Below are 14,870 nucleotides of genomic sequence, written 5' to 3' on the forward strand. Positions count from 1 at the left end.
CGGCCGCATCGGCCGTGTCAGTCGCGCGCGCTCTCCACCGACTCCACGGCATCCGCGGCACCGCGTTCGAAGCGTCCGTCCAGCTTGGCGACCAGTCCGGTCACCTGCCGGGCGATGTCCGGCGCGGTGAGACCGATCTCGGCCAGGACCTCGGCACGCGAGGCGTGGTCGAGGAAGCGCGGCGGGATGCCGAAGTCGCGCAGCGGCACGTCCACACCCGCGTCACGCAGCGCCTGCGCGATCGCCGAGCCGACACCACCGACCCGGCTGTTGTCCTCCACGGTGACGACCACGCGGTGCTGCTCGGCGAGCGGGGCCATGGCCTCGTCGACGGGCTTGACCCAGCGCGGGTCGACGACGGTCGTGGAGATGCCCTGCTTGTCGAGCAGGCCGGCGATCTCCAGGCACATCGGCGCGAGGGCGCCGACGGAGACCAGCAGGACGTCCGGCCGGTCGGTACCCGGCTCGCGCAGGACGTCCATGCCGCCGACGCGCCGCACGGCGGGCACGGCGGGGCCGACGGCGCCCTTGGAGAAGCGGACCACGGTCGGCGCGTCGTCGACGGCGACGGCCTCCCGCAGCTGGGCACGGACCTGGTCGGCGTCACGCGGTGCGGCCAGCCGCAGTCCGGGTACGACCTGGAGGATCGACATGTCCCACATGCCGTTGTGGGAGGCACCGTCGGTGCCGGTGACCCCGGCCCGGTCGAGCACGAAGGTGACGCCGCACTTGTGCAGGGCCACGTCCATCAGCACCTGGTCGAAGGCGCGGTTGAGGAACGTGGCGTAGACGGCGAACACCGGGTGCACGCCGCCCGTGGCCAGGCCGGCCGCGGAGACGGCGCCGTGCTGCTCGGCGATGCCGACGTCGTAGACCCGTTTGGGGAAGCGCTTGGCGAACTTGTCCAGGCCCACGGGCTGGAGCATGGCGGCCGTGATGGCCACGATGTCCTCGCGCTCCTCGCCGAGCTTGACCATCTCCTCGCCGAAGACGGAGGTCCAGTCGGCGCCGGAGCTGGCGATCGGCAGGCCCGTGTCGGGGTGGATCTTGCCGACGGCGTGGAAGCGGTCCGCCTCGTCCTGGAGGGCGGGCTGGTAGCCGCGGCCCTTCTCCGTGAGGCAGTGCACGATGACCGGCCCGCCGAACCGCTTGGCCTTGGCGAGCGCGGACTCCAGGGCCTCCAGGTCGTGCCCGTCGATCGGGCCGACGTACTTCAGGCCGAGGTCCTCGAACATGCCCTGCGGGGCGATGAAGTCCTTCAGGCCCTTCTTGGCGCCGTGCAGGGTGTCGTAGAGCGCCTGGCCGACCACGGGGGTGCGCTCCAGGACCTCCTTGGTGCGGGCGAGGAAGCGCTCGTAGCCGTCCGTCGTCCGCAGCGTCGCGAGGTGGTTGGCGAGGCCGCCGATGGTCGGCGCGTAGGAGCGCTCGTTGTCGTTGACGACGATGACGAGCGGGCGGTCCTTGGCGTCGGCGATGTTGTTCAGGGCCTCCCAGGCCATGCCGCCGGTCAGCGCGCCGTCACCGATCACGGCCACGACATGGTCGTCGCGCTCGAGGATCTGGTTGGCCTTGGCGATGCCGTCGGCCCAGCCGAGGACGGTCGAGGCGTGCGAGTTCTCGATGACGTCGTGCTCGGACTCTCCTTGCGAGGGGTAGCCGGACAGGCCGCCCTTCATCTTCAGCTTCGAGAAGTCCTGGCGGCCGGTGAGCAGCTTGTGGACGTAGGACTGGTGGCCGGTGTCCCAGAGCACCTTGTCCCGGGGCGAGTCGAAGACCCGGTGCAGGGCGATGGTGAGCTCCACCACGCCGAGGTTGGGGCCGAGGTGACCGCCGGTCTTGGAGACCGCTTCGACAAGGAAGCTCCGGATCTCCTCCGCCAGCTGGTTCAGCTCCTCCAGGTTGAGCCGGTCCAGATCGCGCGGTCCCCTGATACGGGTCAGCAGCGGCACCCGTGCCTCCTTGCAGTAGAGCTGTTGCCGGGCTTGTCGAGTCTAATGTTCCGCCTTTGCGGGCGGCGCCGTGGCCTTGCGTCGTACGTCACGCGTTCGGCTGTACCCATCTTGTGCCACACCCACGACACAGCTGTGCCCGGTACCTGGGAGGTACCGGGCACAGGCGGGTTCTCGGGCGTTACGCGCGCCCGGCCGTCTTCTGCGTCTTGCGGGTGACGGCGTCGATGACGACCGTGGCCAACAGCACACCACCGGTGATCATGTACTGCACCGGGGAGGCGATGCCCTCGAGCGCGAGGCCGTACTGGATGGACACGATCACCAGCACACCGAGCAGGGCGTTCCAGGTGCGTCCACGGCCGCCGAACAGCGACGTGCCGCCGATCACCGCCGCGGCGATCGCGTTCATCAGCAGGTCACCGCCACCGGCGCCCTGGTTGGCCGCGGCGATCTTGGAGGCGATGAACAGGCCGCCCACCGCGGCGAAGGTGCCGGAGATCGCGAACACCGAGATCCGGACCATCTCCACGTTGATACCGGCCCGGCGGGACGCCTCGACGCTGCCGCCGAGCGCGAACACCTTCCGGCCGTAGGACGTGCGGCGCAGCACGAAGTCCGTCACCAGCAGCACCGCGATGAAGATCACCACGGCGAGCGGCAGGCCCTTGTACTGGTTGAAGACGATGGCGACGGTGAAGGCGAGCACCGCCAGCAGCACCGTCCGCACGATGGTCTCACTCAGCGGCCTCGACGGCACACCCGCGGCCTCGCGGCGCCGGTTGCCGAAGAAGGAGCTGAGGAAGAACCCGGCGGTCACCACCGCGGCCAGCGCGTACGCGGCGGCCACATCGGAGAAGTAGTAGCTGGTCAGCTTGGCCACGACCCCGTCCGGGTCGAGGTTGATGGTGCCGTTGTCGCCCAGGATCTGGAGCATGAAGCCGTTCCAGAACAGCAGGCCGGCCAGGGTGACGGCGAACGCGGGGACACCGATCTTCGCGAAGAAGAAGCCGTGCAGCACGCCGGCGACCGTGCCGGTGAGGATGGCCAGCACGAAGGCGAGCCACTCGTTCATGCCGTTGGTGACGTTCAGCACCGCGAACGACGCACCCGCCACACCGGACACCGAGCCGACCGACAGGTCGATCTCGCCGAGCAGCAGCACGAACACGATGCCGACGGCGATCATGCCCGTACCGACCATGGCGACGGACATGTCGGACAGGTTGCCCGCGGTGAGGAAGTTGGAGTTCAGGCTCGTGAAGATGAGCCAGATGATCGCCAGGCCGATGACGACCGGGATGGAGCCCAGGTCACCGGACTTCATCTTCCGCTTGAACTCGGTGACGTAGCCCTTGAGGCCCTGCTCGCGGACCAGCAGCCGGGGGTCGACCACCGTGACGGCCGCCTTGGCCGCCTCGGGGTTCTCCACGACGTGGTCGTCCGGAGCCGCGGAGGTCTTGTCGATGCTCACTTGGAAACCTCCCCGTTCGTGCGCGCCGCACGGCGGGTCACGGCGTTGTCGGTGGCGCCGGTGATGGCGGAGATGATCTCTTCCTGCGAGGTCGACTTGACCTCGAAGACGCCGTTGTTGCGCCCGAGGCGCAGCACGGCGACCTTGTCCGCGACGGCCTTCACATCGGCCATGTTGTGGCTGATGAGGATCACGGCGTGGCCGCGCTCGCGCAGCCGCTCGACCAGGTCGAGGACCTGAGCGGTCTGCTCGACACCGAGGGCGGCGGTGGGCTCGTCGAGGATGACCAGCTTGGGCTCGCCGAGCATGGAACGGGCGATGGCCACGGTCTGGCGCTGACCGCCGGAGAGCGAGGCGATCGGGATGCGCACGCTGGGGATGCGGATCGACAGCGTGTCGAGCAGCTCGCGGGAGCGGCGCTCCATCTCCACCTCGTCCAGGATGCCGCGCTTGCGGATCTCCCGGCCCAGGTAGAGGTTGCCGACGACGTCGATGTTGTCGCAGAGCGCGAGGTCCTGGTAGACGGTCGCGATGCCCAGGTTCTGGGCGTCGTGCGGCTTGTTGATCTGGACGGACCTGCCGTCCCATTCGATGACGCCCTCATCGATGGGGTGCACGCCGGCGATCGTCTTGACCAGCGTGGACTTTCCGGCTCCGTTGTCGCCGACCAGGGCGACCACCTCACCGGCGTGGACCTCAAGCTCTACGTCGGTGAGCGCCTGAACGGCACCGAATCGCTTGGAGACCCCGCGCAACGCCAGCACGGGCGTAGCGGACACGTGAACCATCTCCTTCGCCGCCTGACCCGGCGGGAGGTTGTGCAGAAGTGTGGAAGGGGTGATCCGTCCGGCGCCCCGCGGAGCTTGCGGGGCTGATGTGGCGGGGCGCCGGAGGAACTCGGGGGCAACCGGTCCCCGCACGGAGTCACGGGAGCCCGGTGCGGGCTCCCGTGCCCCTCAGGGGACTTGGCGGCTGCTTACTTGAGACCGATCTTGTCGCAGGCGGCCTTGTACTTGCCCGTGCAGATCTCGTTGACGGTGTAGATGCCGTCCTTGATGACGGTGTCGTTGATGTTGTCCTTCGTCAGCGAGACGACCGGGACGAGGACGGACGGGATGGCCTTGGTGGTCGGGCTGTCGACCTTGTCCTTGGCGATCGAGTCGAGCGACTTGCCCTGGGCGAGGGCGACGGCCATCTCGGCCGCGACGTCCGCCTCCTGCGGGTAGGGCTTGTAGACGCTCATGTACTGCTCACCGGTCACGATGCGCTGCACACCCGCGAGTTCGGCGTCCTGGCCGGTGACGGGGATGTCGGCGATGCCGGCGGCCTTCAGGGCGGTGATGATGCCGCCCGCCATGCCGTCGTTGGCGGAGTAGACGCCGACGATCTTGTCCTTGCCGAGGGCGGAGATGGCGCCCTCCATGTTGGAGTTGGCGTTCTCCGGCTTCCACTCCTTGGTGTCGTACTCGCGGCCGACCTTCACCTTGCCGTCGAGCACGTCGTGGGCGCCCTGCTTGAACTGGGCGGCGTTGGGGTCGGTGGAGGACCCGTTCATCATGACGATCTGGCCGTCCTTGGCCTTGTCGCCCAGCGCCTTCAGCAGGGCCTCGCCCTGGGTCTTGCCGACGGTGACGTTGTCGAACGAGGTGTAGGCGTCGATCGGGCCCTCGGCCAGGCGGTCGTAGGCGACGACGGGGATGCCCGCGTCCTTGGCCTTCTTCACCGAGCCGGCGATGGCCTTGGAGTCCACCGCGTCCACGATCAGCACGTCGACCTTGTTGGTCACCATCGTGTCGACCTGCTGGTTCTGCGTGCTGGCGTCCTGCTTGGCGTTGGCGTAGACGACCTCGCCCTTGCCGTTGGTGAGTTCCTTGACCTTCTTCTCGATGAGCACCCGGTCGAACTTCTCGTAACGGGCGGTCGCGTTCTCCGGAAGAAGCAGGCCGACCTTGATGTCGTTGCCCTTCTTGGCGGACCCGGTGGAGTCGGCGTTGTCACCCGACTCCTTGGCGCTGCCACAGGCAGCAAGCGAAACGGCCATCGCACCGGCGGCAATAGCAACAGCGGCGCGACGCATACGCGTGTTCACTTCAGAAACCTCCCTGACGAGGCCGCGACATTGCGGCCGAGGTGGCTGGAAGTCAACTCGGCCACACGTGCGACGTCAAGAAGTAAATCCTTAACGAGATGGCAACGGTGCCATCCGTTCTCTAAGTGAAGGCAGGGGTGACTGCCTGGAGTGCACCGGGAGCGGTGCCGTCCAAAAGGGTCGAATCGCCCATTTCGCTGAGGGCGAGGGCGAGCGCTCCGAGCACCTCCGCACGGCCGCCGAGGGCACCGGGGAGAACGGACAACTGGCGTGCCGCACTGGGGATGGCATAGCGGCCGACAGACTCCCGGATCGGCCCGAGGACCAGCTCACCGGCCTCGGCGAGATCACCACCGAGGACCACGCGGCTCGGGTTCAGCAGATTGCAGAGGTTGGCCACTCCACTGCCGATGTGGCGGCCGACGTCGGCGATCACCCGACGACAGCCCGGGTCTCCGTCCCGCGCGAGCCGTACGACGCCCTCCATGGTCAGATCGGTGCCGTGACTGGACTGGAGGAGCGGGAGCACGTAGCGCGCGGCCGCGAAGGTCTCCAGGCAGCCGCGGTTTCCGCAACGGCAGACCGGGCCGGATTCGTCGAGTGTAATATGTCCGATTTCTCCGGCGGTGCCGCCGGGTCCCCGGTAGATCTTGCCGTCGATCACCAGACCGGCGCCGACACCGCTCGCGACCTTGATGTACGCCAGGTCGCGGACGCCTCGGCCGCTGCCCCAGACCATCTCGCCGAGGGCGCCGAGGTTGGCGTCGTTGTCCACGTGCACGGGGACGCCGAGGCGGCCGCGCAGCTCCTCGGCGGGCTTGGTGCCGGTCCAGCCGGGGAGGATGGCGGTCGACCCGAGGGTGCCGGACTCGACGTCGATGGGGCCGGGGACGCCGAGGCCGACGCCGGCGATCTTGGAGCGGTCCACGCCGGTGGCTTCGATCAGGCGGGTGACCAGCTGTTCCGCGCGGTCGAAGCCCTGGGTGGACGAGGCGTCCACGTCCAGGGGCTCCGACTCCTCGGCGAGGACCTGGTGGGCAAGGTTGCCGATGGCGACGCGGAGGTGGGTGTGACCGAAGTCGACGCCGATGACGATGCCGGCGTCGCCGCTCAGCGACACGCTGCGGGCACGGCGGCCGCCGGCGGAGGTCGGTGTGACCTCGACGGTGCCGCCGTCCTTCAACTCCCGGACGATGTTGGAGACCGTCGCGGCGGACAGACCCGTCGTCCGGGCGATCTCGGCCTGGGTGAGGGAGCCCGCCAGGCGCACGGCTCGTACGACCCGCTCCAGGTTGGCTCGGTGCAGCGATGACTGCGACCCCGGAGTCTCCACGACGACCTCCTGCGCGCGGGGCCGCTTCGATGAGACCCCGTCTATGTCCAACTAGTGAACTCTAAGCTGAGCCGTTCGGGTTGCCTCCCGTCAAGAGGTTGAACTGATTCCGGGGTGTGTGCGTGTCGTCGCGGACGGCTACGCGAGGGCTTCGCGTGACGCCGGGTGGTGGGGGTGCGCGTTCGTTTCGCCTTCGCGTGGGGGGTGGGTCGGGGCCGCGCCGGGGGGTGTCCGTCCTCGGAACGGCGCGATGGACCTCGATACCGACTGACTGGCGTTGACGCGCCAACCGCTGCGGGCGGACACCCCCCGACACGACCCCTTACGCACGACGGCGGGTGCGGGAGCGTCGTGCAGCGCCCCAGCTGCGGGCATGCGTGCCGCTAAGGGCGGCACGGGTGGGCGCAGCGGCACCCCGCTACGCCGGGCTGCGGACCCACCCCGGCCTCAGCAGAAACGCCGAGCACCCGGCCACGTGGCTCGGCTGCGCTACTTCAGCGCACCCGCCGTCAGCCCCTGCACCACCTGTCGCTGGAAGATGATGTACGCCGCCAGCACCGGCAGCATCGCCATCACGAGGCCCGCGAAGAGGCCCGACCAGTCGCCCTTGTAGCCCTGGCTGACCGCCAGCTGGACCAGGCCCTGGGTGAGGACCCGCTTGTCGGGGTCGGTGTTGAGGACCGTGGGGAGCATGTACTGGTTCCACTGGCCCAGGAAGTTGAAGATGCCGACGCTGATCAGGCCCGGCTTGGCCATGGGCAGCATGATCTGGAAGAACGTGCGGCTGTGGGACGCGCCGTCCACGAAGGCCGCTTCGGCGATCGACGTCGGCAGGGTGCGGAAGAACGCCGTGAGGAAGAACACCGTGAACGGCAGCGAGTAGGCGATGTAGACCAGGATCAGGCCGTGGATGGTGTTCAGCAGGCCCATGTTGTTCACGACGTAGAACAGCGGGACCAGGGCGAGCATGATCGGGAAGCTCATGCCGCCGATGAACAGGAAGTAGATGAAGCGGTTGCCCGGGAAGTCGAAACGGGCCAGGACGTAGGCCGCCATGGAGCCCAGGACCAGCGTTCCGATGAGCGAACCGCCGACCACGAGGACCGTGTTGAGGAAGTAGTCGCTCATGTTGGCCTGGGTCCACGCCCGCGACCAGTTGTCGAAGTGCAGGGAGTCCGGGAGCGACCAGGGGGAGCTGAAGATGGAGCGGTCGTCCTTGAAGGACGTCATGACCGCCCAGAGCAGCGGCAGGACCACCATGAACGCCCAGATGACCAGGACTCCGTGGGAGAAGACGTTGAGGACGGTGCCCTCTTTCTTCTCCTTGGGGGGCGCGGGCGGCGGGACGTCCGTCTTGGTGATCGGTGCGCCGGACTCGGCAGGCAGCGGCGCGGGGGTTTCGGTCGTCTTCATCGGTCAGTACTCCAGCCGCTCGCGACGGCCCAGCCGCATCACCACGGCGGCGAAGGCCAGCGTGACGACGAGCAGGGCGACACCGATGGTGGTGGCGTAGGCGGCCTGCCCGTCACGGAACGCCTTCTGGTACACGTACAGGACCATGACGGTGGTCGAGTAGTCGGGACCGCCCGGCCCGGTCGTCATGATCTGCACGACCGCGAACGACTCGGCGCCCAGGGCGAGGATGCCCATGTAGACCCAGCCGGACTGCACCGTGTCCCACAGGAGGGGCAGGGTGACCCGGAAGAACGTGGTGACGCGGTTCGCGCCGTCCAGGAGCGCGGCCTCGTACATCTCCGCCGGGATGGAGGCCATGCCCGCGGAGAAGAGGACCACGAAGAAGCCGACCGTGGACCAGACGAGGACCCCCATCACCGCCCAGAGGGCCAGATCGGGGTCGCCCAGCCAGAGGGGCTGGACGTCGCCCAGGCCGATGCCGCGCAGGAGTGAGTTGATCGCGCCGCTGTCCGGGTTGTACGCGAACGCGAACAGCAGCGCGACGATGGCGATCGAGAGGACCTGCGGGAAGAAGTAGACGATTTTGTAGAAACCGGAGCCGCGGACGCCGGTGATGACGGGCCCGTTTCTCCGTTTTCTGCCGCCTACGTTGATCATGAAGGCGAAGAACAGCGCGAGGCCGATCGTCACCACCGGCAGCAGGAGGGCGAACAGCAGGCTGTGCTGCAACGACTTCCAGAAGATGTCGTCGTCGAGCATCCGGCTGTAGTTGTCGAAACCGACCATCTTGAATTCGGGGCTCAGGCCGGTCCAGTCCGTGAACGAGTAGTAGATGGACTGGATGAACGGCCAGACCACGAAGAGCGCGTACAGTCCCAGGGGCAGCGCTAGGAAGCCCACGATGAACCGGTACTTGCCGTGCTGCATCGCCACTCCGGTGCCGTTGCGGAAATTGGGTTTCCGTTGCTGTTACTGGTGCTTGTAGTGCTTGATGGAGTCGTCCTTGGCCGCCTCGTCGGCGAAGCCCTGGATCTTCTTGATGGCCTCGGCCGGGGTGAGGCGGCCGGCCATCATCTCGCCCAGACCGGACACACCGATCTTCTCCTTCTGCAACTGCACGTACCAGTCCTGCAGACGGGGATTCACCACGTTCTCGCCCGCCTTGTCCAGTGCCGCGACGCCGGATGTGAGGCCGGGGGTGAGGGAGATGCCGTCGGTGCCGCCGTTGTACGCGGTCAGTGATTTCACCTTGCCGGTGAAGTTCTTGGACGACGCCTCACTGAGCATGATGCGCAGCTGCTCCATGCCGCCGGCCGCGTTCTTGGCCTTGGCCGGGACGATGAAGGGCTCGCCGCCTGAGGCCCAGATGGTGCCGAAGGGCATCTTGTCGGAGGAGTCGAGGCCGGTGGGCGCGGAGACGGCCAGGTTGAAGTCGTCGGGGATGACGTTGGCCGACTCGTTCTCCACCCAGGAGCCGTTCGGGATGAACAGCGCCTTGCCCTCGGCCCAGGCGGTCTGCGACTGGATGTGGTCCAGGCCCGGGGTGCCCTTGAGGACGTAGCCCTTCTTGTAGAGCTCGTAGTACGCCTCGAAGCAGGCCTTGACGGCCGGGTGCTTCCAGGCGTTCGGCTCCAGGTTGTCGATCGCGTCGAGGACCTCGCGGCCGCCGACCTTGCCGATCATCGGGTAGAGCGAGAAGGGGATGTAGTACGGGTATTTGCCCGCATATGTCCAGCCCGCCATGCCCTTCTTCTTGGCCTTCGCGCAGACCGCGAGCATCTGGTCCCAGGTCTCCGGGTACTGCTCGTCGAGCGAGTCCAGGGCCTTCTGCGAGTACCAGACGCCGTACACCGTGTAGGCGTAGTACAGGATCCAGACCTTCTCGCCGTCGAACTGGCCCATCTCCACGATGCCGGGGCGCAGCGTGTCGCGGACCTTCTTGTTCGGGTCGTCGTAGGAGGGCGCGTCGAGCAGCGGGGTGAGGTCGGTGAGCTGGTTCTTGCCGACCAGGACGCCCATGTCCATCTGCTCGGCGCCGGAGTTGTCGATGAGGTCCGGCGGGGTGCCCTGGTTGAAGCGGGGCTGGAGCGTGGACTGGATCTTCTGGGTGGCGGAGAACTTCACCTTCACCTTGGGGAAGTTCTTCTCGTAGATCTTCACGGCGTCCTCGGCGTACTCCTTGCCGAAGCCGCCGTCGAACAGGACGAATTCCATGCCGGCCGTGTCGTTGACGGCGAGCGGGTTCTTCGCGGTCTTCTTGCCGGCCTTGGCCTTGTCGCCACTGTCGTCGCCGCCGCTGCTGGCGCAGGCGGACAGGAAACTCATGGTGGGGACGGAGATCAGCCCGAGCGCAGCAGACCTTTTGATCAGATCACGGCGGCCGACACCTTCGGTGCCGTGGTTCTCGGCGGAAGTGGATCCCATGCTCAAGTCCTCGCCTTCTCCAGGACTCAGGCGGTGAACCGGATCCTTCCCGGCACCGCGATCGGGTCAAGCTGGGTCGTGCAGGAAAGTGCGGGTGGTGATGTGCGGATCGGGTGAAGCGTGCGACAGGTATAGTCCACTTCCCGCCAGCGGATCAACATCGAACACAGGGTTGGCCGTGGGTCTTATCCGAGTTGAGACCTCGCGGAAGTATGAGTGACCTGTGGGTGCTCCGCCGGAAATATCCCGGTCACCACGCCCGAATGCCACAGGCAACACCCTTGACACTCCCGGCCACTTGGGCAACTACTGGTCCTTGCGCATCGAAGGTGACAACGTTGTCCACTGCGCAGGGAGGGTACCCGTTGATGCAGCGGAAAGCTCGGCACAGATGGGGTTCGGCGGTCGTGTCGGCGACCGCCTTCGCATTGGCCCTGAGTTCACAGGGCGTTGCGGTCGCACGGCCCGAAGCCCCCGAGAGCCCCGACCGGGAGTTCGCGTCCTCGTTCGAGGCGGACGACCCGGTTCCGGACTGGCTGAACACGGTCGACACCACCCCCGACGGCGGCAAACGGGCCTCGGGAGTCGACGGCGGCTACAGCAGCGGCATACCGGGCAATGTGACCGACCAGGTCACCGACGTCCGGGCCGGCGCCGAGAACACGGGCGGCGGCGAGGTGAAGGAGAACCTGGTCGACGGCGAGCCGAGCACCAAGTGGCTCACCTTCGAGCCCACCGGCTGGGTCGAGTTCGACCTGGACAAACCAGTCAGACTCGCGCGTTACGCGCTGACGTCGGCCAATGATCACGATGAGCGCGACCCGAAGGACTGGACCCTGAAGGGCTCCGCCGACGGGAAGGAGTGGAAGACGCTCGACACCCGCTCCGGCGAGGCCTTCTCCGAGCGTTTCCAGACGAAGACGTACGACCTCGCCGAACCCGGTGAGTACCGGCACTTCCGGCTGGACGTCACCGGGAACAACGGCGGCGACATCCTCCAGCTCGCCGACGTCCAGCTGTCCACGGGCGGCGCCGACGGGCCCGTCCCGCAGGACATGCTCTCGCTCGTCGACCGCGGCCCCAGCGGCTCCCCCACCGCGAAGGCGGGCGCCGGGTTCACCGGAAAGCGCGCTCTGCGTTACGCCGGCCGGCACACCGCCGAGGGCCGGGCGTACTCGTACAACAAGGTCTTCGACGTGAACGTGGCCGTCGGCCGGAACACGCGGCTGGCCTACCGCGTCTTCCCGTCCATGGCGGACGGTGACCTCGACTACGACGCGACGAACGTCTCCGTCGACCTCGCCTTCACCGACGGCACCCACCTGAGCGACCTGCGCGCCACCGACCAGCACGGCTTCCCGCTGACCCCGCAGGGGCAGGGCGCGGCGAAGATCCTCTACGTCAACCAGTGGAACAACGTGGCCTCGCGGATCGGCTCGGTCGCGGCCGGGAAGACCGTGGACCGGATCCTGGTGGCCTACGACTCCCCCAAGGGCCCGGCGAAGTTCCGGGGCTGGCTGGACGACGTGAGCATCGAGTCCGTCGCCCCCGAGCGGCCGAAGGCGCATCTGTCGGACTACGCGGTGACGACCCGGGGCACCAACTCCAGCGGCGGCTTCTCCCGGGGCAACAACTTCCCGGCGACGGCGGTGCCGCACGGCTTCAACTTCTGGACGCCGGTGACCAACGCGGGCTCGCTGAGCTGGCTGTACGACTACGCACGTGCGAACAACGCGGACAACCTGCCGACGATCCAGGCGTTCAGCGCGAGCCACGAGCCGAGTCCCTGGATGGGCGACCGGCAGACCTTCCAGGTGATGCCGTCCCTCGCCTCCGGCACTCCGGAGCTGGGCCGGGAGGCCCGGGAGCTGGCCTTCCGGCACGAGAACGAGACCGCGCGGCCGTACTACTACGGAGTGCGGTTCGAGAACGGGCTGAAAGCCGAGATGGCGCCGACGGACCATGCAGCGGCGCTGCGCTTCACCTACCCCGGCGACGACGCGAGCGTCCTCTTCGACAACGTGACCGACCAGGCGGGGCTGACCCTGGACAAGGAGAACGGGGTCGTCACCGGCTACTCGGACGTGAAGTCCGGGCTGTCGACGGGGGCGACCCGGCTGTTCGTCTACGGCGAGTTCGACAAGCCGGTGAGTGAGGGTTCGTCGGCCGGCGTGAAGGGCTATCTGCGCTTCAAGGCCGACGACCGGACCGTCACCCTGCGCCTGGCGACCTCGCTGATCAGCCTCGACCAGGCGAAGGACAACCTCCGCCAGGAGATCCCGGAGGGCAGGTCGTTCGAGGCCGTCAAGAAGAGCGCCCAGCGGCAGTGGGACCGGCTGCTCGGCAAGGTGGAGGTCGAGGGCGCGACCCCCGACCAGCTGACGACGCTGTACTCCAGCCTGTACCGGCTCTACCTGTACCCGAACTCCGGCTTCGAGAAGGTCGGCGGCAGGCACAAGTACGCCTCGCCCTTCTCCCCCATGCCGAACCCGGACACCCCGACGCACACCGGCGCGAAGATCGTCGACGGCGAGGTGTACGTGAACAACGGGTTCTGGGACACCTACCGGACGACCTGGCCGGCGTACTCGTTCCTCACTCCGTCCCGGGCGGGTGAGCTGGTCGACGGGTTCGTGCAGCAGTACAAGGACGGCGGCTGGACCTCGCGCTGGTCCTCCCCCGGGTACGCGGACCTCATGACGGGCACCTCGTCGGACGTGGCGTTCGCGGACGCGTACGTCAAGGGCGTCGACTTCGACGCGAAGGCGGCCTACGAGGCGGCGGTGAAGAACGCCACGGTCGTGCCGCCGAACTCGGGCGTCGGCCGCAAGGGCATGGCCACCTCCCCCTTCCTCGGCTACACCAGCACCGAGACCCACGAGGGCCTCTCCTGGGCGCTGGAGGGGTACCTCAACGACTACGGCATCTCCCGTATGGGCCGGAAGCTCTACGAGGAGACCGGCGAGCGGCGCTACAAGGAGGAGTCGGAGTACTTCCTGAACCGCGCCCGGGACTATGTGAACCTCTTCGACGCGAAGGCCGGGTTCTTCCAGGGCCGGAACGCCAAGGGTGACTGGCGGGTGGAGTCCTCGAAGTACGACCCGCGCGTGTGGGGCCACGACTACACCGAGACCAACGGGTACGGCTATGCCTTCACCGCCCCGCAGGACAGCCGGGGTCTGGCGAACCTGTACGGCGGCCGGAAGGGATTGGGAGACAAGCTCGACGACTACTTCTCCACGCCGGAGACGGCCTCCCCCCAGTTCGTCGGCTCGTACGGCGGTGTCATCCACGAGATGACCGAGGCGCGCGATGTCCGGATGGGCATGTACGGGCACTCCAACCAGGTCGCCCACCACGCGATCTACATGTACGACGCGGCCGGGCAGCCCTGGAAGGCACAGAAGAACGTCCGCGAGGTGCTCTCCCGGCTGTACACGGGCAGCGAGATCGGGCAGGGCTACCACGGTGACGAGGACAACGGCGAGCAGTCGGCCTGGTTCCTGTTCTCCTCGCTCGGCTTCTACCCGCTGGTGATGGGCAGCGGCGAGTACGCGATCGGCTCACCCCTGTTCACCAAGGCGACCGTGCACCTGGAGAACGGGCGCGAGCTGGTGGTGAAGGCGCCGCGGAACAGCGCGAAGAACGTCTACGTGCAGGGGCTGAAGGTCAACGGCCGGACCTGGACGAAGACCTCGCTGCCCCACTCGCTGATCGCCAAGGGCGGTGTCCTGGAGTTCGCCATGGGCTCACGGCCGTCGTCCTGGGGCACGGGCGAGAACGCCGCGCCCGTGTCGATCACCCGGGACGACGAGGTGCCGACGCCCCGTGCGGACGTGCTGAAGGGTGACGGCGCCCTGTTCGACGACACGTCGGCGACGGACGCCTCGGTGACCTCCGTGGACCTGCCGGTCCAGAAGGGCGCCGAGGCGGTCCAGTACACGCTGACCTCGTCGGCGGACCGGGCGAAGGCCCCGGCCGGATGGACGCTCCAGGGCTCCTCCGACGGCACCATCTGGCGGACGCTGGACCGGCGCTCCGGGGAGTCCTTCGCCTGGGACCGGCAGACCCGCGCGTTCTCCGTGAGGTCGCCGGGTACGTACGAGAGGTACCGCCTGGTTCTCGACGGCGAGGCAACCCTGGCGGAGGTCGAACTGCTCTCCTGAGCAACCGAGTCGGGGGTCC

General features: G+C 67.8%; 9 protein-coding genes. 1 reads left to right on the forward strand and 8 read right to left on the reverse strand.

What is annotated here, in order from left to right; genetic code table 11:
- Positions 1-17: 17 nt before the first annotated feature.
- From dxs to ngcE, 8 genes are all read right to left on the reverse strand, one after another.
- Positions 18-1,949, reverse strand: coding sequence for a 1-deoxy-D-xylulose-5-phosphate synthase (dxs, locus tag IE153_RS18510; protein ID WP_189590787.1), 1,932 nt, complete (start codon positions 1,947-1,949; stop codon positions 18-20).
- Positions 1,950-2,130: 181 nt separating this feature from the next.
- On the reverse strand, positions 2,131-3,423 hold the full coding sequence (locus tag IE153_RS18515; protein WP_189590788.1) for a sugar ABC transporter permease: 1,293 nt from the start codon (positions 3,421-3,423) through the stop codon (positions 2,131-2,133).
- Complete coding sequence (locus IE153_RS18520) at positions 3,420-4,211, reverse strand: ATP-binding cassette domain-containing protein (protein ID WP_031134513.1); 792 nt, start codon at positions 4,209-4,211, stop codon at positions 3,420-3,422. The genes IE153_RS18515 and IE153_RS18520 overlap by 4 nt, the downstream gene beginning before the upstream one ends.
- A 188-nt stretch (positions 4,212-4,399) precedes the next feature.
- Positions 4,400-5,500 (reverse strand): ABC transporter substrate-binding protein, encoded by a 1,101-nt coding sequence (locus IE153_RS18525; protein WP_189590841.1) that lies wholly within the window; start codon positions 5,498-5,500, stop codon positions 4,400-4,402.
- A gap of 133 nt (positions 5,501-5,633) precedes the next feature.
- A complete protein-coding gene (locus IE153_RS18530) occupies positions 5,634-6,845 on the reverse strand; it encodes an ROK family transcriptional regulator (protein ID WP_142158439.1) in 1,212 nt (403 codons plus the stop codon).
- A gap of 489 nt (positions 6,846-7,334) precedes the next feature.
- Positions 7,335-8,258 (reverse strand): carbohydrate ABC transporter permease, encoded by a 924-nt coding sequence (locus tag IE153_RS18535; RefSeq protein WP_189590789.1) that lies wholly within the window; start codon positions 8,256-8,258, stop codon positions 7,335-7,337.
- A gap of 3 nt (positions 8,259-8,261) precedes the next feature.
- Positions 8,262-9,188: a carbohydrate ABC transporter permease gene (locus tag IE153_RS18540; protein WP_189590790.1), complete on the reverse strand. Its 927-nt coding sequence runs from the start codon at positions 9,186-9,188 to the stop codon at positions 8,262-8,264.
- A gap of 42 nt (positions 9,189-9,230) precedes the next feature.
- Positions 9,231-10,685 (reverse strand): N-acetylglucosamine/diacetylchitobiose ABC transporter substrate-binding protein, encoded by a 1,455-nt coding sequence (gene ngcE, locus IE153_RS18545; protein WP_031104948.1) that lies wholly within the window; start codon positions 10,683-10,685, stop codon positions 9,231-9,233.
- Between the two features lie 368 nt (positions 10,686-11,053).
- Between ngcE and IE153_RS18550 the strand changes: the two genes are divergently transcribed.
- Entirely contained in the window at positions 11,054-14,851 is a 3,798-nt protein-coding gene (locus IE153_RS18550; RefSeq protein WP_189590791.1) for a GH92 family glycosyl hydrolase, read from the forward strand.
- The last annotated feature ends 19 nt before the right edge of the window (positions 14,852-14,870 follow it).

Origin of the sequence: Streptomyces massasporeus (assembly GCF_014648995.1) — a bacterium.
GTDB lineage: Bacteria > Actinomycetota > Actinomycetes > Streptomycetales > Streptomycetaceae > Streptomyces > Streptomyces massasporeus.